Source organism: Tolypothrix sp. FACHB-123 (assembly GCF_014697075.1).
Lineage (GTDB): Bacteria > Cyanobacteriota > Cyanobacteriia > Cyanobacteriales > Nostocaceae > Aulosira.
In genome coordinates this window covers 39,585-64,124 of sequence record NZ_JACJRE010000044.1, presented here as the reverse complement: position 1 = coordinate 64,124, position 24,540 = coordinate 39,585, and the positions used below count along the sequence as shown (strand labels likewise).

Below are 24,540 nucleotides of genomic sequence, written 5' to 3'. Positions count from 1 at the left end.
CATTCTACTTTTAGCATTCCTGTTTGATTTTCTACCACACCACCTATCCACAGTAATATGTTTTCTGCGAAAACTCCAGTTTTCAAGATGGATGAGGTTTAGTAGAAGTTACAGACTCTTTTGAAGAAGCAGACCGTTTGTGTCTGGTAATGGAATATGTAGACGGAGTGAGTTTAGCTGATCGTCGCCAACCAATACTGACAGAACAAGAAGCACTACGTTACATTCAGCAAATTGGGGAAGCTTTGATAGTTGTGCATCAGAATCGACTGATTCATCGAGATGTGCATCCAGGAAATATTTTTTTGCGAGTGCGAAATGGACAACCGGAAGCAGTGCTGATCGATTTTGGTTTAGCTCTCGACTTTGACCATATTTTAACCACAAACCGAACTAAAGAAACTTCTGAAGGATTTACACCACCTGAGCTTTACGCTCAAAGTATACCAACTGGGGCGTATAGCGATATTTATTCTCTAGCAGCAACTCTGTATGAGCTTTTGACTGGAAAAAAACCAGTTAGTGCCCTCAAACGCAAGATAGATAATGCTCGTTTAGTTCCTCCCAAAGATCTTAATCCTGAGATTAGCGATCGCACCAACAGCGCAATTTTAACAGGTATGAAGCTAGATCCCAAACAGCGATCGCAGTCGATGCGCGAATGGCTCGATTCTTTAGGGTTGACTGGGGAAACGCCTCAGCCTGAGCCAACTGTAACATCTAACACTAACTCAAATTTGCAGCAACAAATTCAGATTTGGGGAGTGGTGATTGCGGCGATCGCAGCTATTGGCACTTTACTTGCAGGAATGGGTGCTGTGATGGATAAATTAAAACCTTCCCCACCTACTAACCCACCTTCACTGTCTCCCAGTCCGATATCTACCAAAAAACCGTAAAATTAGCTAAACTTTCATCATGATGCTCAAATTAAAGTAATTATTTTGACTTAGAGGTATTCATGCCCTGGATAGCAGGACAACAATTGCAAAGTGGCAAATATGTAATTGAGCAAGTTCTGGGACAGGGGGGATTCGGAATTACCTATAAGGCTTTGCATGTTGAACTAAACCGGACAGTTGTAATTAAAACACCTAACGAATACCTCAGCCACGATCCAGAGTATGAGAAATATATAGAGCGATTTATCCAAGAAGGGCGGATACTTGCACGTTTATCTCAAGATCCCCATCCTCATATTGTGGGAGTAATTGATTTGTTTCGGGAAGGTGCTACTCACTGTTTGGTAATGGACTTTGTTGAGGGAGAAAATTTGTTTGAAGCAGTGAAGCGTAGGGGGGCTTTACCAGAAGCAGAGATTTTACCCTACATCTGCCAGATTGGGGAAGCTTTGAGCGTAGTGCATCAAGCAGGTTTAGTACATAGAGATGCCCACCCTGGAAACATCATGATGCGGACAAATGGCAAAGCGGTTTTAATTGACTTTGGGATTGCTAAAGAACTTTTACCTAAAACTTTAAGTTCAAAGGGTATTGCAGGTAATGAAGGGTTTGCGCCTTATGAACAGATGAGCAAAGGCAGTCGAGAGCCAACCGTAGATGTTTATTGTTTGGCTGCTACACTTTATTATGCAGTCACAGGTCAACGCCCTACAACTTCTCTAGCTCGCAAGTTGCATGATGCTTCTCTGAAATCACCTAAACAAATTAATCCAAACATTAGCAAGGAATTAAATCAGGCAATTCTCAAAGGTATGGCGCTGGAGGCAAAAGAACGCCCTCAGTCAATGCAAGAATGGTTGGAAATGTTAAAAGCACCAGAAGCTATACCTACACAACCAGTTAAACCAGTTTATAGAACAGAAGTTCCTCGTCCCAAAGTCCCGCCAGAGTCAAAGCCTATTCCAGATAAACGAACTAAGAAACGAACTAGAACTATTCCTTGGGGCTGGTTAATTGGTGTATTATTAAGTTACCTATTGATAGGCTACTTTTTAGCCTTGCCACGCCAGTACATAATTTGGGCTGTGGCTTTGGCGGGGGCTTGGATTGGGGCTTTGGCTGGGGCTTTGGAGGGGGCTTGGATTTTGGCTTGGGTTGGGGCTTTTGCTGTGGCTGTGGCTTGGGCTGTGGCTTGGGCTTGGGCTGTGGCTTGGGTTGGGGCTGTTCCTGTGGCTGTGGCTTTGGCTGTGGCTTTGACTGAGACTGGAGAAAAATTACTAAACTCTTTTAGCGAATTTCATACTTTTCTAATTTTAGCTAGCACTTCTACTCTAGGCTTGGGTTTGGGATGGTTAGGACATCAGATTTTTAATACAGGTTCATAGCTTCCTCAAGCTCTAGGAGCTAAATGACAAAAGATTTTGTAGCTATTGTATCGAGTGAAGAAGCGATAAATAACGATAAGCGTGTACGCACCCTTAAACCAAAGACTTAAGCTTATGGTTATACACCGAGCGATCGCAATATTGCAATATTTCTGTAAAACTCAGTAGGCGATCGCCTAAATAGCAATTGTCGTATCCGAAGCGGCTATTGCGAAGCTGAAAACCCTTTCCTGTGGTCATAATACTACCTTTGCAGGGGTAAGGGTTGTTTTTTAGTTTAGCAATTGGGCGAGGAAAAGAGCGATCGCACTTCTTCACTTTACAGTTAGCTAAAAAATGCGATCGCCTTTGCTGTTTACTTAGTTAATACCAAATTAACTGGCTTAACTCCCGCTAAATCTAAAATTTGCGGAATCAAGTCTTCTCGCTTCACCGCCATCATGTGTACGCCTTGACACAATTGTTGGGCAATTTGTACTTGTTCGGCGGCAATTTTTACGCCTTCTTCTAGCGGGTGTTTGGCTTTAGCTAACCTATCAATAATGTGCTGAGGAATATTTACACCAGGAACGCACTTATTAATAAATTGGGCATTTTTTGCCGATTTTAACAGAAAAATTCCGGCTAAAATTGGTTTATTGCAACCTGCGGCTACGCTGTACATAAACTTTTCTAACCTATCAAAGTCTGTAATTAATTGACTTTGAAAAAATTGCGCTCCTGCTTGTAATTTGCGTTCAAAGCGGCTTTGTAAACCTGATAAACTCGCACATTGGGGGTCAACTGCTGCTCCGACAAATAAATCGAGTGCGCCATCAGTTAAAGGTTGTTCGTTAGCATCAATACCTTGATTAAGTTTGCGAATTAGTTGCAGCAGACGAATAGCTTCTAAGTCAAAGACGCCTTTAGCATCTGGGTGATCGCCAGCTTTTACTGGGTCACCTGTTAAAGCTAATATATTATGGATACCTAAAGCATGGGCACCCATGAGGTCTGCTTGTAAACCAATGCGATTGCGATCGCGGCAAGCCATCTGACAAATCGGTTCAATTCCATGTTGTAATAAAATTGCCGAAGCTACCAACGAAGACATCCGCAATACCGCTCGGCTACCATCGGTAACATTGACAGCATGAACCCTCCCCTTAAGAGTCGCCGCCATATCAAGCATGTGTTTTGGATTTCCGCCTTTAGGTGGTGCTACCTCGGCAGTAATTAAAAATTCGCCTGCTTGTGCAGCTTGGCGAAAGCTATTCAAAACTGTCGGACTTTGAGTATCAGACATAACATTCAGAATTTCCAGTTTCTTTCAGGGTAAATCAATTTACCCCTATTGAGATGTTTTATAAAGTAAACCTTAAATTCTCGGTTGCCTTATGGCAATGCTTAACGTATCAATAAATCTCGTCCGTTACAGCTAATTTTCATGCACTCAAAGCCTCAAATCCTATGAATAGCCGTAACACCAAGCTACTTTTGAAAATCAGGAAAGCCACTATAATTTAGTGGCTTCCTAGCTTAATATTTACTTTACAAACAGGCTATCAAGGCAATCTAATTAGGCATGGTGTAACCTAAAGCAGCTTTAACTTCTGCTAGGGTTTGTTTAGCAACAGTTTCCGCTTTTTGCCGTCCTTCTCGTAATACTGACTCAAGATAACCTTTATCTGCCATAATTGCCTGATATTTCTCTTGAATCGGTTTGAGAGATGCGATCGCAGTTTCGGTCAATAATGGCTTGAATTGTCCCCAACCCATATCTTTACATTCTGCTGCCACATCTTCTTTCTTTTTACCAGACAACAGCAGATATAGGGTTAACAAGTTATTACATTCTGGACGTTCTGGATCGTCAAAAGTTAAACCCCGAACTGGATCGGTTTTACAACGCTTAATTTTATTAGCAATTTGCTCTGGCGTGTCTAACAAATTAATCCGGCTTAATTCTGACGGATCGGATTTGGACATTTTCCGCGTACCATCAGTTAAACTCATCACCCTTGCGCCTTCCTTGCGAATCAAAGGTGCTGGTAGCTTTAGCACTGGTTGATCCGGTTTCGCAAATAAGTGATTAAATCGATTGACGATATCTCGCGTTAATTCTAAATGTTGCTTTTGGTCTTCACCCACTGGCACAAAATCTGCCTGATAAAGCAGAATATCAGCAGACATCAGCACAGGGTAATCCAATAAGCCGACACCAACATTTTCCCCTTGTTTCACAGCCTTTTCTTTAAACTGGATCATATCTTGTAGCCAGTTAAGGGGAGTAATGCAATTGAGCAACCAGGTAAGTTCGCTGTGTGCCGAGACGTGAGATTGAACAAAAATGGTGGAATAATTTAAATCTAGACCACAAGCTAAATAGAGAGCAACGAGGTTATAAGTATTAGATGCCAACTCTTTGGGTTCATGTGGCACCGTAATTGCATGTAAATCAGCGACAAACAAATAATTGTCGTAATCACTCTGGGCTTCCACCCAGTTACGAATTGCTCCCAAGTAGTTGCCTAAATGTAAATTTCCAGTTGGTTGAACTCCCGACAGAACGCGCTGCTTGCCCATAAATTTCAAGTTAGTTATCTCAAATCCGCCCTATCCAAGGCGGCAATTACAAAACACATTTAATTTTGACATTTTCTAGGGGAATTGGGCATTGGGCATTGGGCATTGGGCATGGGGCATTGGGCATGGGGCATTGGGCATGGGGCATTTATAGTCCTTAGCTTCTGAACCCTAACCCCTTAAACCCTAGCCCCCTTATCTACTTTCGCTTTACAAAAATCAGTAAAAGTTAAATTCTTGTCGGATAGTTTATTTAGCAGTAACCTGAGAATAAGTAGCTTTTATACTTAGTGATTAGAAGATGCGCTTTGGCGATCGCAATGTCTCGCTAGTCGATTGGGATTGTTGCGATATGGTCATCATCTCTGCAATGATTATCCAGAAAGAGGATTTTAGAGAGTTAATTTAAAAAGGTGTGGTATTAGGTAAAAAAGTAGATGGCTTTCTGGTGGCAATGGGTAGCGATCGCTCTGGGTGATGGAATAATAAAAGCGATCGCCTTACTTTTGGCACTAAAAACAGATAATTTTTTCCACGATTGCCGATACCTTATACCAGAAATCAGCGCACCATCTTCATTAATTGGATCTGAGCGATCGCCTTCTGCATTTTGTTGCTAGATAATCTATATTTATGAGAATTTTCGGCATTTTGTATTAATTGTATGCTGCGATTTTATTTTTTATTTAAAGAATAAAGTCATCATTTTGTCTGTTTTTACTCTGCCCAGCAATCCTAAATCACTTAATTATAGTTTGTTTAAATAGATAAAATTAGGAAAAAACAGCTTTGCTGTAATTAGTTAAGCGTTGGTGTCTATTTCGATTGATTAGCAATATTATCTGGTATTTTTTCGTAAATAAAGCACATTTTAACTTTATAAAGTTCATAAACTAGTCTTCATAGCCGCTTAAGGCTGATGATTCTATCCTGTATCAGCAAGAAGTAGATGTAAATTTTATACTAGTAATTTTTTAGGTAATAGCATTTTTAAGGTAGATTTTTCAAGCTTTTTGCTTAATAATAAATTATTATCCTAGCTAAAAGCTGTTATCAATGTGTTTTCAGATACATAGTATATGAAAAAAATATAACTTTACTGAAACTTCATAATATTCTTCAAAAAGCATGGCAATATAATTTGCAGACTGCCAATTTTATTGGATAAACTAACAAATAATATTGATAGTCAGGATGCATTCCCGTTATTGAGCAGTCCTTGTGGAATGACATAAATCTTTTTCTGCTTATTCCCTAATCGCGTAAATACTAACCCAGATTTTTATCCCTTGATAAAAAATTTGGTGACTTTTTTCATTATTTAATTATCTTTTTGTAGGTGCTTTCTTTTAATGGAAATAATAAACAATAATGCTCAGTTAAATATGAGCAACGAGGAACAAGAAACTGAGCAGCCAACAGATGCAGAGGGCGAGCCAGCAGTACCAGATTTTTTACCCAACGATCCATATTTTGGGAATCTTTGGGGTTTACAAAAGATTAATGCCACAACTGTATCTAACTATACACAAGGCGGTAAAGATGTCATCGTAGCTGTTGTGGATAGTGGTGTTGACTACAATCATCTAGACTTAGCGAGTAACATCTGGACGAATCCTGGCGAAATACCTAATGATGGGATTGATAATGATGGTAACGGCTATATTGATGATATTCATGGTTGGGACTTTGGTGATGAAGATAGTAATCCCCTGGATAACCACCCAAAAGGCGGTCACGGAACTCACGTTGCTGGTATCATCGGTGCTGTAGGCAACAATGGCCTAGGAATAATCGGGGTCAGTCCGAATGTCTCAATCATGGCTATCAAGCATACCCGTGTCAGCGATGGAGGCGGGTTGTTATGGAATTTAGCTTATGGTATGTATTATGCAATCGAGAACGGAGCTAAAATCCTCAACCTCAGTTTTAGTTCCCCATTCTGGAATCAAGATGAATATGATGTCTTACAGTATGCATACAAGCGTGGCGTTTTAGTTATAGCCTCGGCAGGTAATTCTGGTAAAGATAATGACATTACACCGCGTTATCCTGCTAGCTACGACTTACCTAATATAATTACTGTTGCTGCTACGGATGAAAACGATCAACTAGCCATTTTCAGTCAAGGAGCTTCTAACTATGGTGCAAATTCTGTAGACTTAGCAGCACCTGGGAAAAATATTGACAGTACCCTACCAAATAATCAATATGCTACATGGGAAGGGACATCAATGGCTGTTCCCCATGTAGTTGGTACTGCGGCTTTACTTTTAGCTGCTAACCCCAATCTCACAGTTTTAGAACTGAGATACGCCTTGCTTTCAACAGTTGATAAGCTCGATTCTTTGCAAGATAAAGTCAACACTGGCGGTCGTTTGAATGCGCTGGCAGCTTATCAACAGGTTGTAGGAAATACTCAAACCCAAACTGATAGTACAACTAACAATAATACTGTCTCTACTACCTCAGAAATTGTTATTCAAGCAGAGAACTATAATAACGCTAAAGATACCACACCCACTAATGAAGGTGGAAAATATCGTCGAGATTTGGGAGTAGATATCAAAGATAGCAGTGATGATAGCGGCTTTGATGTCACTGCAATCCAAGCCGGAGAATGGCTAGATTATCCTGTTAACACAACTGAGAATAAATTCTATGACATTGTAGTACGAGTTGCCTCTGTTAGTAACGGTCAACAAATCAAAGCAACTTTTAATAGCAATCAAGAACGCATCATCAGCTTTGATTCTACAGGCGGCGATAATGTTTGGATAGATGCGATCGCCAAAGGAGTGAGTTTAACCGCAGGTAGTAATGAACTGCGGCTAGATATGCTCACCGGTGGTTTCAATCTTAACTATATTAAGCTGGTGCCGACAAACACGGCTTATGGTGATAGTAATACTGACAATATTTCTGGCGATGGTAGTCATAATTCCATTCATGGCGGCGCAGGAGATGATATCCTCGCAGGTGGGCTTGGTAATGACACGATTTTTGGCAATGAAGGTAATGACAATATTAATGGCGGAGATGGTAACGATCGCCTATTTGGTGACTCAGCCAGTCCTGTAATCGGTTCTGCGCAAGACACCATTTATGGCGGACAAGGTAATGATGTCATATTTGGGGGTGAAGATAATGACTACCTCTATGGTGAAACTGGCAATGACACCCTCAATGGTGGTTCCGGTAATGATAGCCTCAATGGTAGTGCAGGTAATGATAGCCTCAATGGTGGTTCTGGTAATGATACCCTTAATGGTGATGCCGGCAGTGATACGGCTTCTTATAGATTTGCTTCCAGTGGTGTCAACGTTAATCTAACTACAGGTATAGCTAGTGATGGACAAGGTGGCACTGATACATTAATTAGCATAGAGACTATTGTCGGTTCCGATTATGCTGATGTCCTCATAGGTAGTTCAGGAAATAATAACCTCACTGGTGGTGCTGGCAATGATAGCCTCAATGGTGGTGATGGTAACGATCGCCTTAATGGTGGTGCTGGCAATGATAACCTCAATGGTGGTGATGGTACTGATACTGTCAGTTATCAAGGTGCTACTGTTGGTGTCAATGTTAACCTGGAGACGGGCACAGCTAGTGATGGGCTAGGTGGCACTGATACATTAATTAGCATAGAGGCGATCGTCGGTTCTGATCATGCTGATGTCCTCATAGGTAATTCAGGGAATAATATTCTTGATGGTGGTGCTGGTAATGATAACCTGAATGCAGGTTTAGGTAATGACACCCTCAAAGGCAGTAATGGCAATGATACACTTAATGGTGGCGTAGGTAATGATTACTTAGATGGTGGTAAAGGTTACGATACTGTCAGTTATACAAGTGCTACCACTGGCTTGAACGTTAATCTAACAACGGGCATAGCTAGCGATAGACTAGGTGGCAGTGATAGGTTAGTTGACATAGAAGCGATCGCAGGTTCTAATTACGCCGATATTCTTACAGGTAATGATGGTAACAACGTCCTTACAGGTAATAATGGTAACGATACCCTAACAGGTGGTCTTGGTCAGGATACCTTGAGAGGTGGTTCTGGTGCTGATATCTTTGTCTTTGATCTTTTAAGAGAAGGAATTGATTCAATTACAGACTTCTCTAGAACAGATGGAGATAAGATTTTGATCAAAAGTTCTACCTTTGGCGCAACTAATCTAAACCAATTCGGTTATAACGCCACTACAGGTGCTTTAAGCTTTAGTAATGATGGAATTACCAGCACTCAATTTGCTACTCTCAATCTTAATTCCGGCTTCATTGTTAACTCAGATATTATGATTGAGTTTCCAATTATCTAACAATTCCTAAAAATGAGGTTGTCAAGAGTCCAAGGTCAATAGTCTAAACTTAAAAAACTAAGAACTAATGACCATTGACCATTTCACTCTCATTCCTAAAATGTACGAACTTTACCCCGCGATCGCACCTTATAACGAAGGTTATTTACAGGTATCAGAGTTACATAAAATTCATTTTGAAGAGTCAGGTAATCCCCAAGGAAAGCCAATAGTCTTACTACATGGCGGGCCTGGTGGTGGTTGTCCGCCTTTTTATCGCCAATATTTTCATCCGCAAAAGTGGCGCTTGGTAATGTTCGATCAACGCGGTTGTGGTCAAAGTAAACCCCATGCAGAATTGCGAGAAAATACTACTTGGGATTTAGTCAGCGATATTGAAAAACTCCGCGAACATTTAGGAATCCAAAAATGGGCTGTATTTGGTGGTAGTTGGGGTAGTACTTTATCTTTAGCATATAGTCAAACCCATCCCGAAAGATGTACAGAATTAATTTTACGCGGCATATTTATGCTACGTAAAAAAGAATTACACTGGTTTTATCAAGAAGGGGCTAGCTATATTTTTCCTGATGCTTGGGAAGAATATCTCAAACCAATTCCCCCCGAAGAACGGGATGATTTACTCACAGCTTATTATCAACGTTTAACCAGCCCAGATTTAAAAATTAGATTAGAAGCCGCCCGTGCTTGGTCAATTTGGGAAGCTAGTACTAGTAGATTATTTCCCGATACTAACTTGATGAAAAACTTCGGTCAGAATGATTTTGCAGAAGCATTTGCTCGGATTGAATGTCATTATTTTATTAATCATGGGTTTTTAGAAACAGAGAACCAACTACTATTAAATGTTGATAAAATCCGCCATATTCCGGCTGTAATGGTGCAAGGGCGTTATGATGTCGTTTGTCCGATGGTATCAGCTTGGGAATTACATCGTGCTTGGCCTGAAGCGGAATTTATTGTAGTTCCTGATGCGGGACATTCGATGAGTGAACCGGGAATACGCAGCGCGTTAATTGCGGCGACGAATAAGTTTGCATTTAATTCGTAATTCGTAATTGTTGTCAAGGGTGGGGAAACTCCGCCCCTACAAATCAATCTTGGTTCAAATGGGTATGTAAAAATGAAATTTTTGGGTATTGATTTAGGTTGGAAATCTCAACCAAGCGGACTATGTTATTTAGAATTAATTGATAATGAATTAGAGATTGCGGATTTAGATCGCAAAGAAGCGATCGCAGATATTCTCACCTGGATTGATAGTTGCGTACAACCGGAAGAACCCGCCTTAATTGCTGTAGACGCACCTACCCTCATTCCTAACGCTACGGGGAGTCGTCTACCAGATAAACTCAGTCACAAATACTTTGGTAAATATCACGCTGGCTGCTACCCGGCTAATTTGGGTTTAGCTTTTGCCGAGCGGACTGTCAACTTTGGTTTAGAATTAGAATCTCGTGGCTTTATCCACGCACCCACCATTGAACCGCAAACACCCGGTAGATATCAAATCGAAGTCTTTCCCCATCCCGCAATCGTCAACTTATTCAATTTAGAACGCATTCTCAAATATAAAAAAGGACGCTTGAGCGATCGCCGTTTAGAACTAGTAAAACTCTACAATTATATTCTCAACATTTTACCCACTCTCCAACCACCTCTGCGCTCTCTGCGCCTCTGCGGTTCATTTATTTCCGAAATCCCCCACACAGGCGCAGCACTTAAAGCCGTTGAAGACCAATTAGATAGCCTAATTTGCGCTTATGTTGCTGCATACTGGTGGTATTGGGGCGAACAACGTAACTTAGTATTAGGCGATCGCACTACTGGTTACATTGTTACACCCAAACAATTTTAGATTTTAGATTTTAGATTTTGGATTTTAGATTAATAATCCAAAATCTAAAATAGATTTACTCCGCCCAAGCAATTAACCTTGGTTCATAAGCATTCGACAAGTATGGATGTTTTGGTAATACCCGCAAAGACAAGCCTTGCAAACCAGAGGTTGTGTAAATAATATTAGCCGTGTAAACACTTAAACCATCTGTATCGTCGCCTTGGTAGTCCATGACTACAGGAATGGCGTTGACTATATCACCATTGGCATCAATTGTGCCTTGGTATAATTCCACCTGTACATCTTTGTTTGTCAAAGTTGCTAAATCTACCTTGGCTTTTACCGCCACAGTTTGGTTAACTTCAATATCTGCTGCTGCGGATACATCCACATCTTTGATTTTGATATTAAACCAATGGTCAGCGAGTTTAGCTTTCCATTCAGCTAATTCTTTCGCTGGGGCGTAGTTATTAGCAGTTAAGGTATGATAGCGATCGCTTGCAGGGAAATAAGCCCGTTGTGCATATTCTCGCACCATCCGCGCTGTATTAAAGAACGGACAATTCAAGCGAATTGCGTCTTTCATTTTTGCTACCCAAGGACGGGGTAAACCATCAGCATCGCGATGATCGTAAAATAGCGGCACAACTTCCTTCTCTAATAAATCGTAGAGTGCGTTGGCTTCTACTTCATCTTGATAATTAGGATCTTCGTAATTTTCGCCATGTCCAATCGCCCAACCAGTGCGGACATAATCAGCTTCATCCCACCAACCATCAAGGACGCTTAAATTTGGTAGTCCATTCATAGCGGCTTTCATTCCGCTTGTACCAGACGCTTCTCTAGGACGACGGGGTGTATTTAACCAGATATCGCAACCAGCGACCATCAACCGCGATATATGAATATCGTAGTTGGGGACAAACACGACTTGTTTTTCTAAATGTTGTTCGCGGATAAAGTGATTAATGTCCCGGATTAATTCTTTACCGGGGATATCTTTCGGGTGTGCTTTACCCGCAATCACAAATTGCACCTTGCGGTTTTTATTCCCCAGTAAAATCCGTCTAATGCGTTCTAAATCACGCATCCACAGAGTAGCGCGTTTGTAGGTAGCAAAACGCCTTGCAAAACCCACAGTTAAAACATTGGGATCTAAAACTTCCTGCGCTTGAGCAATTTCCGAAGCCGAAGCACCGCGATCGCGTAAATGCTTAACTAAATGCTCCCGCACGTACAATATCATATCCAAGCGACAGCGCTCGTGATTGCGCCACAATTCCTCATCGGGGATGGCGTCCATTCTTTCCCATAGCTGGCTATCTGGAGGTGCTGATGACCAATTGGGGCCGAGATAGCGATCGTACAACTCTTGAGTGGATTTTGCCACACAACTGCGGGCATGAACGCCATTAGTAATAGCAGCGATAGGTACTTCTTCTACAGGTACTTTCTGCCATAAACCTTGAAACATCTGGCGGGATACCACACCATGTAATTGCGCTACCCCATTAGAAAATGTTGCCATTTTCAGCGCCAACACTGCCATACTAAAAGGCCCAGATAAATCGCCTGTATTTTCTCGCCCCAGTCCTAAAAATTGTTCTTCAGGTAAGTCAAAGATGCCTGCATAATATCTCAGGTAGTCCAAAATTTTCTGAGGTGGGAACAAGTCAATCCCGGCTGGTACTGGTGTGTGTGTCGTGAAAATATTACTCGAAGCTACAACTTGTCTAGCATCAGCGTAACTCAAACCTTCTTCTTGAATCAACATACGGATGCGCTCTAGGGCAGAAAAGGCGGCGTGGCCTTCATTCATGTGGTAAGCAGTAACTTTATACCCCAAAGCTTTTAACATCTGTACGCCACCAATCCCCAGCATAATTTCTTGGTGGATACGCATATCGATGTCACCACCATACAGCTGATCGGTGATGTCATGATCGTAGGGATTATTCGGTTCTATATTGGTATCTAGTAAATACAGGGGAACTGTACCCACTTGTACCCGCCATACCCTAGCGTAAACCTTGCGTCCTGGGTAATCTACCGCAATCCGCAATTCTGAACCGTCAGCATTGCGTTCCAGGTGCAACGGCATATTGTAGAAATCATTGATTGGATAGCGTTCCTGCTGCCAACCATCGGCATTAAGATACTGAGCAAAGTATCCTTGTTGGTAGAGTAAGCCGACACCAACCAATGGTAAGCCTAAATCGCTGGCAGATTTGAGGTGATCGCCAGCCAGAACGCCTAAACCGCCAGAATAAACAGGTAGACAATCTACCAAGCCAAATTCAGCCGAGAAATAAGCGTAACATTCCTTCGGTGACTGGCTGCGTTGCTTTTGATACCAAGAACGCTCTTGTAAATAATCTTCCAGCTGACGCGCAGCGCGATCCATTTGTGCCAAGAAGCCTTCATCCTCAACAACTTCTGAGAGTCGCCCTTGGCTAATTGTTCCCAGCATTAACACTGGGTTATGGTGGCTAGATTCCCACAAGTCAGGATCTAGGCGGCGGAATAAATCTTTGCTCTCAACGTTCCAATCCCAGTGCAAGTTATATGCCAGCCGCCGCAGCGGTTCGAGTCGCGGCGGAAGAGAAGGAGAGACGTTGAATGTACGAATTGGCTGCATAGGTTGGCAAAACTCCAAGTGTAGCTAAAGTTATTTTTTACTGTCTTTACCCAATGTTGCCAATTCTTTATACTATGTTTGTAAAAATGCCGTGACTTTGTTAAGCATTGAGAATTATTCTTGTCAGGGTTGCTAGAGTTTACACCAAGACCATTTCTTATCTTAATCTGTCTTCCAAAAGCTACCGCTGCTATTGTAAAACTTAACTATTGACTGCGATTGATACTCAAGGATTAAGATATAAGTATGTATTAAATTTCTTCAGTATTTATATTTTTTTTAGATTTGCTTAGTAGCTAGGTAATAACTGGCAAAATGCTTACCAATAGACCAATCCAAGAGTTTTAGCTGTCCAAAAAATCATCTCCTCTCAATTACAAGTAGATGAAAATTTTTAATTATTTCTTAATAATTCTGTTGCGGAATTTCTAGTAACGAACTATCGCCAGCCAATTCAGCGAGTAAAACATTTTTACCCAAAAATAAAGAAAATTAACTAAATTACTGACTTATGCACCCAAATAAGAAGAATCATGGGGATTTTTGGGCATACTTAAAGCCATAGCAGCCACACAAGCAATCTCAGCCGCAACTTGATAAGCATGTTTGATATTTAATCCAGCATCTTTAGCTGTATTAGCGCTAGGGGGTTTCTGCGTGCGTGATTCTCGCTTGACTTCACCCGCTAAAACAGCTCGTTGCAACATGATATAAGCATCGAGATCTTCTGAATCATAATCGCTTTGTAGCAGTAATCGGATCTGATGTTGAGCTGCAAGGCTCAAATAGCCAGAGGTTAAAGCTTGTTTAACAATTTCTTTCATTAAAAACCTACTTATTAAACTCAGTGTGTAGTTGAAAGTGATACCCAAAATTGAGCAGTCGCTTTTTTAAAGTTGAGTAAATTTGTCTGCCAAGAATATCTAAGTTTTCTTCAAAATTTATAATGAACTCAACTCAGCACGCATCACCCGAATGGGTTATCCTGAGGAAAAATTTACAAAATGTTAGATATGCCAATTCGGAAAGTTATTAAATATGACTTAATACAGAAAATAATTATTTAAGGTAAAACTCTACACCTTAAAAATTTTTATCTCTTGGTATAAAATATTCATTTTTTCCTGAATCGAAATCAGAATAATAGCTTATTATCTATATTTATTGCTTGAAACTTTAGAAAAAAATTATTTTTTAAAGACAGCCATTAAAAATAAAATATGTTATATTCAAAAGCAACAATTGTTAAAAGCCACTCATGTAATTGCAAGAGTGTTTTGTTTAATTTGTAAATCATCTGTGTGCAACATGATTAGAGAAACATACTCTAGAAAATCGTTGCAAGAAAGCCGTCACAGCAGTCGAGGAAGTGCTTACTTGTTTGCACCGATGGTGAACTTCAATGTGATGGCTGAAGTTGGCGATACTCCACCCTAGTTTAATTTTTTATAGTTATAAATACTTAAAATAATACAACAATAACTACATGGGAAATAAAGGTAAATTATTTGACCTTTGTTCTTTTATTCTAAAAATGTATTATTGTTAACCAAACGTTTATTAGCTAGAGCAGTTAACAAATATTTTAACTGCTGCAATGGCAATTTGATGATTGATTTTTGGTTGATAAATTGAGGATATTTAGGATTTAATTAACTGTTGCCAACAACAGCAACTGTTAATTAAATTAGGTATTTTGGTTAGACAAGCCAGAATAGGAAACCAATTAGCTGTAAAAAATTCTCAGAGAATCAAATCCCAAATTTATTACCATAAATCAGTAACATCAATTCAATCCTATAGATTCATATAGGATAGTTTGCTCATCAGCTAATAAACGAAACATTGCGGTCTTCACATCTTTTGCAAATCTAAAAACTAAATAAGGTTTGCCATCAATTGGCACTAATAATTGCGACATCTCAGATCCCGGATTTATTTAAAAGCCGGTGACTCATTTCGTCATCATTAATTTGCTTGACAATAGCCAACAACTAAATATAGTCATAGCTCCGATTTATTTGCAGGAAAATAATCATGAATCGTCAAAATTACTTAGCAAAAATTCAACGAACTCAAGAAGTTTTATGGACTACATTATTAGGTGATATTCCGGCGATCGCGCTTGGCCCTCAGTTACGTAATTTGGTATATCGTAGTATTTTTGCTCGCTTAGATAGTCAAGTCTATATTCAAAATGGTGTTGAATTTCTCGGCAGCAATCAAATAGAAATTAGCAAGAATGTATTTATATTTAAGGGTGTGAGACTAGATGGCAGAGGAGAAAATAATAGAATTTATCTAGGCAATAAAGTAGCAATAGAGCGTAACGTTGATATAGGTTGTTTAGATCGTACTTCTATATATATTGATGATGAGACATTCATTGGACCTAACGTGTGTATTGCTGGGCCTGGGGATATAAAAATTGGTAAATACTGTATGATTGCCTCTCACTCTGGCATATATGCCAATAATCATACTTTTACCAATCCCCTAGAGCCAATTCGATACCAAGGCATTACACGCAAAGGAATTGTGATTGAAGATGACTGTTGGCTAGGACATGGAGTTAGCGTATTAGATGGCGTGACTATTGGTCAAGGAAGTGTCATTGGTGCAGGTGCAGTGGTGACAAAAGATATTCCTCCCTTCTCTGTTGCTGTAGGCGTACCAGCCAAAGTTATCAAAAGTCGCATAAGTCAGGAAATAGGCGCGAGGGGATAAGGGAAGGAGGACAAGGAAGTAAATAACCAACCATTGATTATTGACTTTTGACCAATACCCTAATTGAGCCAATTTTTGGATTATGGACGGAAACCTATGCAGCGAATAAACGTCACAAGAGTAGCAAGGTCACAACTTTTTTAATTAGGGACATCTCCAAAAATATAGGGCTTACCCAACTGGCATAGTTAATAAACGTGAGGATGATCAACAGTCAACAGTCATCTGTTTTCACTGTGGACTATAAAAATCACGAAAAACATTGACCAGTATCAATAGAGTCTGCCAAAAAAGGGGCGAGATTTGGGTAATATAAAGGAGCTATCATTTCTGCTTAGCAGATACCGAGAGAGAAATTTTCTGTTTCTCATACTTTTTGGAGATATCTCTGATGCTTACTTTAAAAATCACAGTTTATATTGTTGTTGCCTTCTTTGTGACTATCTTCGTCTTTGGTTTCTTGTCCAACGATCCAGCTCGTAACCCCGGTCGTCGGGATTTCGAGTAAAAGCGCGACTGATAATCCGCTCTTAAAAGCCGGAAGGCAGAAAACACCAGAAGCGATGGACACTAAGTTGCTTGAATGGGGATAATTACCCCAGCCAGTTGCAAACCTTGAAGAATTCGCCTTACAAGCATTTGCAAATGGCAAAGCTGGCGGGATTTGCTATAACGGAGAGAATGCCCAAACATTCACCGAAAAGCAATTCCTCCGGGCAATTCTCGCGATCAATTTAGTGTCCTTCTTGAGCCAGCTTGCTGCAAATAGGCGGCAAAGTGGGAAGGCACAGGTGTTGTTCATCCTTCCGGCTACTTATTGGCTATTTGTTAGCTTGATTGTGCTGAAATATGCTTCATCCAGTTTTGCCGCCTACACCGCCTCCAATTACGGAAGCAAGACAACCTGTAAATTTGACTTCATCCGCTAATGAAACCAAGTTTAATTCATTAATTGCCACAGATACTGGGACGCAGGAAAATCAACAAACATCCCAGCCGCAACAAGCAACACCCCAGCCTGCGGTTGGAGAGAAACAATCTCAACTTCAGCCAAATCCCCATAAATTGACAAGGGATAGATTTGTAGTTTCTCCCAATCTCAATCAACCCCATCCACCAAAAACTTTTCCTCCGGAATTCACTCCTGTGAATACGCCGACGAGTGCAGCATTATTGGGGGAGCCTATGGGCATTGCTTATCCGCTGCAAAATGATAGCGATCGCCTAGATGTTAAAGTTTTATCCACCCCAACCGCTACAAGCAATCAAAATTTATTCGTTTCTAGTCCTAGTCAAGTTTCTCCAGTAGAAAAGTCTAATAATATTCCTGTAAAACAATCTACGGTTGCCCAAAATCCACAGCAGCCGCAACTAGTACAAAATATTATTGAATTTAAGTCTCGCAATCCTACAACCGATTCGCCTGCACCTTCATCGATAGAATTTCAAACGCCACAACCTCAGACTCCAAACAACACAAATCAGCCAGCAAGTCAACCATCCGAGATAACTCCCCCTGCCAGCACATCGCCAGCTAGACCAAGAACAGTAGAAGTAATTTCCGATCGCCAAGTATATGATGACCAACGGCGGATAGTGACGGCGGAAGGAAATGTGGTGGTGCGATTTGATGGGGCGGTAGTAGATGCCGATCGCTTGCAAATCAATTTAGATAACTTGATTGCAGTAGGAGAAGGTAACGTCGCCTTAACTAGGGGCGATCAGGTATTGCGAGGACAACGCTTTACTTATAACTTTATTCAAGATAGCGGGGAACTGGAAAAGGGCAGAGGGGAAATTTACTTACCCACAGCAGAAAGAGATGTAGCTTTTTTACCTACAGATGTGACCGCTGGAGGAGTATCACAGCGCCCAATCAGCGATCGCATTCGTGCTAATCAGCCCCTTTCTGGTATCAGCAGTCCCGGCGGAATTAATGTCATAGTAGGTGGAAGAAGCGACGCCAGCAACCTTCCTCAACCAAAATCCGGGGGTATAGTCAATCGCCTCCGCTTTGAAGCTGAACAAATTCAATTTTATCCCCGTGGTTGGCAAGCCAAAGATGTCAGCATTACCAACGATCCGTTTTCACCGCCAGAATTAGTATTACGGGCGGCTAATGTTACGTTAACCAGAGAAGCACCTTTAGTAGACCGAGTTAGAAGTCAAGGATCGCGGATAGTTTTTGACCAAAATTTTGCGATTGGTATTCCGCGAGAACAGCAGGAAATTGACAGGCGAGAACGAGACGTAACTCCAGCGCTGGTTTCTCCTGGTTTTGATGGCGATCAACGAGGTGGATTATATCTAGAACGCGGCTTTCCAGCAATCTCTACAGACAAAACAAACTGGACAATTACGCCCCAGTTTTTTGTGCAAAAAGCCGTAGAACAAGGTACTGATGACTTCGCTGGGCTATTTGGCATCAGAAGTAGGCTGAATGTGACGTTGAATCCTAAGTCTGTAATTGAGGGTAATGGTGAGTTAACCAGCCTCAATTTAAGTAAAGTTGAAGATAACTTGCGGGCTAGCTTGCGCCTACGGCAGACATTAGGCGATCGCAATCCCCATTTATTAAATTTAGAATACAGCTACCGCGATCGCCTTTACAACGGTACTCTCGGTTATCAAACCGTCCAAAGTAGCCTTGGGGGTGTAGTCATTTCGCCCATCGTTCCCCTCGGTAACAGCGGCATTAATTTGAGCTATCAGGCAGGTGCCCAATATATTAATGCTAATACCGATCGCCCTGACCTCCTAGAACCAAATAGAGATAACGATCGCATTTCCCTAGGTCGTCTCCAAGGTAGTGCAGCGCTGAGTGGTGGTTTATTGCTATGGCAAGGACAACCTTTACCACCTACTGCTACTGAGGGATTGCGATACACAGCTAACCCAGTTATTCCTTACTTGCGAGCGATCGCTGGTGTCACTGGGACTACTAGTTATTACACCAACGGCGATAACCAAAGCACCTTAATTGGTACCATTGGCTTAGAAGGGCAAATTGGTCACTTTTCCCGACCATATTTAGACTATACTGCCTTTAACGTTAGCTATTCCCAAGGTTTTAACAGCGGACTATCACCCTTCTTATTCGATCGGGCTGTTGATACTAAAGTATTAACCGCTGGAATTACACAGCAAATCTATGGCCCGTTTCGCATAGGCTTTCAGACCTCGGTTAACTTAGATACTGGTAGAGAAAGTAGCACCGACTATATTTTGGAATATAGCCGCCGCACCTACGGGCTAATGTTACGTTACAATCCCGTACTGCAACTAGGCGGTATTAGCTTCCGCATCAGCGATTTTAACTGGAGTGGCGGTACAGATCCCTTTTCCGGTCAGCAAGTTAAGCCAGTTGTTGGCGGCGTAACACAGCAGGAGCCTTGAAGAGGCAGGGGGCAAATAATTCAAAATTCAAAATTAAGAATTATATTTGCCCAATGCCCAATGCCCAATGCCCCATACCCAATGCCTCATACCAATTACCTTGGTCTTCCCAAGGTAGTGATATAAAGTGCTGCTTCATCTGCGGGAATACCGAGGACTTCATTGACTTTGTCGTCAAAAAAGCCGCCAATACCGCTCACACCTATATGTAGTTGAGTAGCAGCTAAATTTAGCCTTTGTCCTAGATGTCCGGCATCCATGTGTAAATAACGGTAAACGCGATCGCCATATTGCGCGATCGCAGATTTTAAATCGGCAGTATGAAAGACTACAGCAGCAGCATCCCTTCCTAAATCTTGACCTAAACAGAGAAAATGTAATTCTCGGCGGAAGTTTTTAAAGCGAATTTGTCGCAATTCTTGGGCTTTTGGTGCGTAATAGTAACAGCCTGCTTCTAATCCTTTGATGCCACAAACGGCAATAAATGTTTCGATTAAATTCAGGTCAAAGTAGTCTGGAGAACGATCTAAATTTTGGTAAATGTAATTTTGCGGTTGATAGGTAAAATCAAGTAAAGCTTTGAGTTCTTCAAAACTCAAATCTTCACCACTGTAAGCACGGGTAGAACGCCGCCTGTGCATAGTATTTTCCAGTCCTGAGAGATTTTCACCCCAGTTAATGGACATGGTAGCTGTGGGAATTTTCAGACAGAAAGGAAAGTTATATTTATCTTCTAGCGATTTTTCTTGTTGAACTTCAGGTAAATTGAGTTTGCCTGTTGTTCCAGGTTCGATTTGGGTATGGCGATGGAAGTATTTTAGCAGTTCGCCATCAGGAATAATTGGGTAATTGGTTTCGGTGGCTGAAGGTAAAGCGGTGCGTCCAATTGGTAAATTTTGTTTAATATCTAACAAGTCTGCCAGAGATAAAACTGCGATCGCACCTTCTTGTTGCGGATCGATATAAAGTAGATCGTTAACAGCTTCATCAATAAATCCACCAATCAAGTGCGGGCGATAATCATTAACCGCCCCAGCTAACTCAATATTTCCTAACAGATGTCCTGTATCCAAGAAAATGCGGCGGTAAGCCCTGTCTTCATACCGCCAAGCGGAACGATAGAACACAGCGGTGATGACAATCGCAAGCTGAGTATTTTCTAGAGACGGATGCCAAAAACAGGCGGCTTGTAAAGTCTGCCAAACATCGCTTTCCCAATACTGCATTAAGGAATGAGTGCGACTTTGGTAATTATATAAACCAGCTGGTAGTAACTCCGTACCGCGCGAAACTACATACACCTCCGCCGGGTACAATCCACCTGCACTAGGGGCAGATCGTAAATATACCCCACCCATTGAAGGCATTCTCGCCGTTAGCCCATAGCTACAAAACAATAGCCGTGAAAGTCTTTGCCACCATTTAGCATCTTCATCGTTAGTAGACGCCTCAGAATTGGCTTGCAAGTAGGGTTTAAGATCGAAAGATGAGCCAATCCTGTACTCTTTGAATGGTACTGGTTGCTTCGCCCAATCTAAGCTCTGACTTTTTGCAGCCAGTGTCTGAGGGTCGTATTTAGTGCGTTCGTGGTAGTGCTGCGCAATTGATTGGTGTAGTTCTGGCATAGTAGTTTCAATAGCATTGGGCGTCCTTTTTTGATCTTGGCATTCCTGTGTCTGATTATTTCGTGTTAATTGGTACAATCTTCTCGACACTTGCCATCCCTCAATGATGGGGAGATTGCCTTCAGCTAACTTAATTTACTCCCCTCAGCGCTAAAATTTTCCAATTCTACAACCTTTTATATAAAACCATAATTTTTTTTAATTGGAAGTCCCTTAATTATTTTCTGCTGGTGGTGTTGGTCTAACAGCCACAGAATTACGTCGCCACCGCTTCACTCCATAGATAGCAGCAACTAAAACTAAGAAATAAGGACTGTAAGCAATTAGCCAAATAGCTAACTTCATTAAACCAACAGTTAACTCGCCAACAGAATGACTAGAATTGTTCCAGGTTTCTTGAATTTGTGCACCTAAACCCCGTTGCGGGCTGCTGCCGGAAACTGCTGCTTCTAGGTTTAAGGTAATAGTAGAATAGGCAACTTGATTTTGTAAATTTTTCAGTTGGGCATCGATTTGTTCAATTGATTGACGGACATTACTTAGTTCTTGGGCAACACTTAAGACATCGCGCACAGAACCAGAACGATCCATGATTTTTTGTAAATTAGCTTCTGTTTTCCGCAGATTTGTTAATCTAGCTTGAATATCTACTAACTGATTGCTAACATCTGCGGCTGTAATATTGCGATTTTCTACTGTGCCTAATTTAGCTAGTTCATTGAGAGTTGATTCTAGCTGGTTTTGCGGTACGCGCAGGGTGATGGATGCAGTATGACGGGCGTTATCTTTTGTCGGTTGACGTTCGTTTAAACCAATTAAATCGCCTTGTTTGTTATTAATAATTTTCGAGACTGTATCAATACTTTGACTGACGGAATTAACAATTACAGTTATTGCTGCTTTTTTAATTAGTTGGGGACGAGATTGGGGTACTGGTGCTGCTTGAGATTGTTGTGTTACTCCCGCACCTCCACCTTCAACAGGTGATCGCGCTGCGCCTGCTATTTCCTGGGTTGCTTGATTTGATGTTTTCAATGCTGGCGGAACAGCAGCACAACTAGTAAAAATTAAACCTCCTAGCAGTGCAGTCATAGCTAAACCAGATTTGTGCGGTAATGTCATCGAGGCTGGCATAACTTAAACCATAGGATAGATGAATTTAATCCCAGTATGGCTGAGAGCAAAACTGAAAGTTGCTATTGTTGCTATTTTTGTAACAGAAGCGATCGCTCATCCTAATTTTGGATTTTGGATTTTAGATTGACAACCTTGAACAGATTCTAAGCTGATGCGCCTCTAAATTGCGTGATTTCTCTCATTATCTAACTATAAATACTGATTTAAACTTATGGATAAGCGTTAAATAATACTTAAATTTCCATGAGTCTAATCGAGTTAATGTTAATACTGGCTACTATCATCGGCGTAGCAGATAGCAATACAATCCAGATTAAAGATGATACAGGTAAAACAGCCACAGTCAAGCTAATGTGTATTAATACACCAAAAGAAACTAAACAACAGCATATTACCTCGGCTACTAACAAACTCAAACGACTATTACCATCAGGTAGCCCAGTAGTAATTAAAAGCCTCAACCGCGAAGAAAATGGGCGGATACTGGGCGAAGTATTTGTTGATAATCGTTCAGTCAATCTCCGATTGGTAGAAGAAGGTAATGCTGTTGTCGATCGAGAAACTTTACCTGATTGCGAAGAAAGCAGAATGCAATATTTAGTTGCCGAAGCTAACGCCAAAAATAAGCGTTTAGGATTATGGCAGCAGTTTAATCCTATCAGCAATAGGAATCGAGCAAGGTAATGATTTGAGAAATTTTTAGGGCTAAAATCCTGATTCAAAACCTTATTCACCCAGAGTAAAGAGAAAAATCTTGTTTGTACCCCTGAGGACTTACTCAACTAGTATATTCTTTGAAGTTCGTAGTCAAGACTTTATTCCTCAGAATAAGGGATAGAGCCGCTGACTACCAAAAAAATTAAATTTTTTGTCACACTTGTGTAAGTCCTACCCCTATCTAGAGATGAATTGTCAAAATAGTTGAAAACAGCTTATACATTAATGGGACTGCAAACAAGAGCTATAAGCATGGAAACCAAACAATTAGGAAAAACGGGTGTATCTGTAAGCGCCATTGGTTTGGGTGGAATGCCAATGTCAATATCAAATCGTCCTGCGGAAGCAGAATCTATTCAAGTTATTCATCGTGCTTTAGACTTGGGTATCACCTTCATTGACACCGCTGACTCTTACTGCTTGGATGAATCAGATAAACACCACAACGAACGACTAATTAATCAAGCACTTAGCAGTTACAAAGGCGATGTTAGCCATGTAGTTGTCGCTACCAAAGGCGGTTTGATGCGTCCTCATGGAAATTGGACGCGCAACGGTAACCCCAAACATTTACGTCAAACGATTCGGGAAAGTTTTCAAGCTTTGGGCGGTAGTAAACCGATAGATATTTGGCAATATCACGCCCCCGATCCTAAATATACGATCGCAGAATCCCTCGCACCTGTGAAAGAAGCGGTAGAAAACGGTTTAATTCGCTATGTGGGAGTTTCTAACTTTTCCGTAGAACAAATTAAACAAGCACGGGATGTAGTTGAGATTGTTTCGGTGCAAAATCAATATAGTCCTTGGGAAAAACAACCAGAAATTGACGGCGTATTAAAGTATTGCGAACAAGAAGGATTAACCTTTTTACCTTGGAGTCCCTTTGGTGGTAGCCGTCGTCATCAAAACTTGCAAGATATTCACGCGATCGCAAATTTAGCTCAAGAAAAAGGCGTATCAGTATATTGTATCGTCCTCGCTTGGTTGCGTTCCAAATCGCCCGCTATCTTACCCATCCCCGGTGCTAGCAAAATCTCTAGTATTGAAGACTCAGTCAATGCTATTAACGTCCAACTCTCAGAAGCAGAAATCCAAAAAATTGATCGGCAAACCTAGTCAATAGTCAGTTGTCAGTTGTCAGTTGTCAGTTGTCAGAGACACGATAACCCTTGTCTGTACTGTTGTCTAAGTATCCCATGCCCAATGCCCAATGCCCCATGCCCCATACCCCATTTTTAATTCTTATCCGTAGTTACTCAATTTGGGGTAAAATC

The 24,540-nt window shown here is 41.1% G+C and carries 19 protein-coding genes; 12 read left to right on the top strand and 7 right to left on the bottom strand.

The genetic code is table 11. The features are described from left to right. The first annotated feature begins 149 nt into the window (after positions 1–149). Positions 150–899, top strand: coding sequence for a serine/threonine-protein kinase (locus H6G41_RS24490; RefSeq protein WP_242038035.1), 750 nt, complete (start codon positions 150–152; stop codon positions 897–899). A gap of 62 nt (positions 900–961) precedes the next feature. Beyond that, positions 962–2,287 (top strand): serine/threonine-protein kinase, encoded by a 1,326-nt coding sequence (locus tag H6G41_RS24485; protein WP_190749489.1) that lies wholly within the window; start codon positions 962–964, stop codon positions 2,285–2,287. Between the two features lie 93 nt (positions 2,288–2,380). Here the strand turns inward: H6G41_RS24485 and H6G41_RS24480 are convergent, their stop codons facing one another. The 3 genes from H6G41_RS24480 to trpS form a co-directional block, all read right to left on the bottom strand. Then, positions 2,381–2,527 carry a hypothetical protein gene (locus H6G41_RS24480; RefSeq protein ID WP_190749487.1) on the bottom strand — a complete coding sequence of 49 codons (147 nt, stop codon included), beginning with the start codon at positions 2,525–2,527 and terminating at the stop codon, positions 2,381–2,383. 115 nt (positions 2,528–2,642) lie between these two features. Beyond that, the gene (locus H6G41_RS24475; RefSeq protein ID WP_190749484.1) at positions 2,643–3,572 is read right to left on the bottom strand and encodes a methylenetetrahydrofolate reductase; all 930 of its coding nucleotides are present in this window, start codon (positions 3,570–3,572) and stop codon (positions 2,643–2,645) included. Between the two features lie 269 nt (positions 3,573–3,841). Beyond that, on the bottom strand, positions 3,842–4,852 hold the full coding sequence (trpS, locus tag H6G41_RS24470) for a tryptophan--tRNA ligase (protein ID WP_190749482.1): 1,011 nt from the start codon (positions 4,850–4,852) through the stop codon (positions 3,842–3,844). Between the two features lie 437 nt (positions 4,853–5,289). Here trpS and H6G41_RS24465 point away from each other — a divergent pair, with 437 nt between their 5' ends. The 4 genes from H6G41_RS24465 (at position 5,290) to H6G41_RS24450 (ending at position 11,041) form a co-directional block, all read left to right on the top strand. Then, positions 5,290–5,472, top strand: coding sequence for a hypothetical protein (locus tag H6G41_RS24465; RefSeq protein ID WP_190749480.1), 183 nt, complete (start codon positions 5,290–5,292; stop codon positions 5,470–5,472). 765 nt (positions 5,473–6,237) lie between these two features. Then, on the top strand, positions 6,238–9,183 hold the full coding sequence (locus H6G41_RS24460; protein ID WP_190749478.1) for a S8 family serine peptidase: 2,946 nt from the start codon (positions 6,238–6,240) through the stop codon (positions 9,181–9,183). Between the two features lie 100 nt (positions 9,184–9,283). Then, a complete protein-coding gene (gene pip, locus H6G41_RS24455) occupies positions 9,284–10,234 on the top strand; it encodes a prolyl aminopeptidase (RefSeq protein ID WP_190749493.1) in 951 nt (316 codons plus the stop codon). Positions 10,235–10,306: 72 nt separating this feature from the next. Further along, positions 10,307–11,041: a DUF429 domain-containing protein gene (locus H6G41_RS24450; protein ID WP_190749476.1), complete on the top strand. Its 735-nt coding sequence runs from the start codon at positions 10,307–10,309 to the stop codon at positions 11,039–11,041. 55 nt (positions 11,042–11,096) lie between these two features. Here the strand turns inward: H6G41_RS24450 and glgP are convergent, their stop codons facing one another. Continuing rightward, complete coding sequence (gene glgP / locus H6G41_RS24445) at positions 11,097–13,661, bottom strand: alpha-glucan family phosphorylase (RefSeq protein WP_190749474.1); 2,565 nt, start codon at positions 13,659–13,661, stop codon at positions 11,097–11,099. 509 nt (positions 13,662–14,170) lie between these two features. After that, on the bottom strand, positions 14,171–14,485 hold the full coding sequence (locus tag H6G41_RS24440; protein WP_190749472.1) for a hypothetical protein: 315 nt from the start codon (positions 14,483–14,485) through the stop codon (positions 14,171–14,173). 484 nt (positions 14,486–14,969) lie between these two features. Here H6G41_RS24440 and H6G41_RS35865 point away from each other — a divergent pair, with 484 nt between their 5' ends. The 4 genes from H6G41_RS35865 (at position 14,970) to H6G41_RS24425 (ending at position 19,784) form a co-directional block, all read left to right on the top strand. Continuing rightward, positions 14,970–15,098, top strand: coding sequence for a hypothetical protein (locus H6G41_RS35865; RefSeq protein WP_277878182.1), 129 nt, complete (start codon positions 14,970–14,972; stop codon positions 15,096–15,098). 600 nt (positions 15,099–15,698) lie between these two features. Continuing rightward, a complete protein-coding gene (locus H6G41_RS24435; RefSeq protein WP_190749470.1) occupies positions 15,699–16,388 on the top strand; it encodes a DapH/DapD/GlmU-related protein in 690 nt (229 codons plus the stop codon). A gap of 391 nt (positions 16,389–16,779) precedes the next feature. Beyond that, complete coding sequence (locus tag H6G41_RS24430; RefSeq protein ID WP_190749469.1) at positions 16,780–16,896, top strand: photosystem II reaction center protein I; 117 nt, start codon at positions 16,780–16,782, stop codon at positions 16,894–16,896. A gap of 341 nt (positions 16,897–17,237) precedes the next feature. Beyond that, a complete protein-coding gene (locus tag H6G41_RS24425; RefSeq protein WP_190749467.1) occupies positions 17,238–19,784 on the top strand; it encodes a DUF3769 domain-containing protein in 2,547 nt (848 codons plus the stop codon). Between the two features lie 95 nt (positions 19,785–19,879). Here the strand turns inward: H6G41_RS24425 and H6G41_RS24420 are convergent, their stop codons facing one another. Both H6G41_RS24420 and H6G41_RS24415 read right to left on the bottom strand, forming a co-directional pair. Further along, positions 19,880–21,409, bottom strand: a complete 1,530-nt coding sequence (locus H6G41_RS24420; protein WP_190749465.1) for a SagB/ThcOx family dehydrogenase — start codon at positions 21,407–21,409, stop codon at positions 19,880–19,882. 213 nt (positions 21,410–21,622) lie between these two features. Next, positions 21,623–22,543, bottom strand: coding sequence for a DUF4349 domain-containing protein (locus H6G41_RS24415; protein ID WP_190749463.1), 921 nt, complete (start codon positions 22,541–22,543; stop codon positions 21,623–21,625). A 246-nt stretch (positions 22,544–22,789) separates the two neighbouring features. On the opposite strand from H6G41_RS24415, the gene H6G41_RS24410 reads away from it, so the two are divergent. Next, on the top strand, positions 22,790–23,230 hold the full coding sequence (locus H6G41_RS24410) for a thermonuclease family protein (RefSeq protein ID WP_190749462.1): 441 nt from the start codon (positions 22,790–22,792) through the stop codon (positions 23,228–23,230). Between the two features lie 285 nt (positions 23,231–23,515). Further along, the gene (locus H6G41_RS24405; RefSeq protein ID WP_190749460.1) at positions 23,516–24,382 is read left to right on the top strand and encodes an aldo/keto reductase; all 867 of its coding nucleotides are present in this window, start codon (positions 23,516–23,518) and stop codon (positions 24,380–24,382) included. Positions 24,383–24,540 lie beyond the last annotated feature (158 nt).

Coding starts and splice junctions, on each gene's coding strand:
- H6G41_RS24490 (WP_242038035.1), top strand. CDS start 150: ATGGAATATGTAGACGGAGTGAGTTTAGCTGATCGTCGCCAACCAATA.
- H6G41_RS24485 (WP_190749489.1), top strand. CDS start 962: ATGCCCTGGATAGCAGGACAACAATTGCAAAGTGGCAAATATGTAATT.
- H6G41_RS24480 (WP_190749487.1), bottom strand. CDS start 2,527: ATGACCACAGGAAAGGGTTTTCAGCTTCGCAATAGCCGCTTCGGATAC.
- H6G41_RS24475 (WP_190749484.1), bottom strand. CDS start 3,572: ATGTCTGATACTCAAAGTCCGACAGTTTTGAATAGCTTTCGCCAAGCT.
- trpS (WP_190749482.1), bottom strand. CDS start 4,852: ATGGGCAAGCAGCGCGTTCTGTCGGGAGTTCAACCAACTGGAAATTTA.
- H6G41_RS24465 (WP_190749480.1), top strand. CDS start 5,290: ATGGCTTTCTGGTGGCAATGGGTAGCGATCGCTCTGGGTGATGGAATA.
- H6G41_RS24460 (WP_190749478.1), top strand. CDS start 6,238: ATGAGCAACGAGGAACAAGAAACTGAGCAGCCAACAGATGCAGAGGGC.
- pip (WP_190749493.1), top strand. CDS start 9,284: ATGTACGAACTTTACCCCGCGATCGCACCTTATAACGAAGGTTATTTA.
- H6G41_RS24450 (WP_190749476.1), top strand. CDS start 10,307: ATGAAATTTTTGGGTATTGATTTAGGTTGGAAATCTCAACCAAGCGGA.
- glgP (WP_190749474.1), bottom strand. CDS start 13,661: ATGCAGCCAATTCGTACATTCAACGTCTCTCCTTCTCTTCCGCCGCGA.
- H6G41_RS24440 (WP_190749472.1), bottom strand. CDS start 14,485: ATGAAAGAAATTGTTAAACAAGCTTTAACCTCTGGCTATTTGAGCCTT.
- H6G41_RS35865 (WP_277878182.1), top strand. CDS start 14,970: ATGATTAGAGAAACATACTCTAGAAAATCGTTGCAAGAAAGCCGTCAC.
- H6G41_RS24435 (WP_190749470.1), top strand. CDS start 15,699: ATGAATCGTCAAAATTACTTAGCAAAAATTCAACGAACTCAAGAAGTT.
- H6G41_RS24430 (WP_190749469.1), top strand. CDS start 16,780: ATGCTTACTTTAAAAATCACAGTTTATATTGTTGTTGCCTTCTTTGTG.
- H6G41_RS24425 (WP_190749467.1), top strand. CDS start 17,238: ATGCTTCATCCAGTTTTGCCGCCTACACCGCCTCCAATTACGGAAGCA.
- H6G41_RS24420 (WP_190749465.1), bottom strand. CDS start 21,409: ATGCCAGAACTACACCAATCAATTGCGCAGCACTACCACGAACGCACT.
- H6G41_RS24415 (WP_190749463.1), bottom strand. CDS start 22,543: ATGCCAGCCTCGATGACATTACCGCACAAATCTGGTTTAGCTATGACT.
- H6G41_RS24410 (WP_190749462.1), top strand. CDS start 22,790: ATGAGTCTAATCGAGTTAATGTTAATACTGGCTACTATCATCGGCGTA.
- H6G41_RS24405 (WP_190749460.1), top strand. CDS start 23,516: ATGGAAACCAAACAATTAGGAAAAACGGGTGTATCTGTAAGCGCCATT.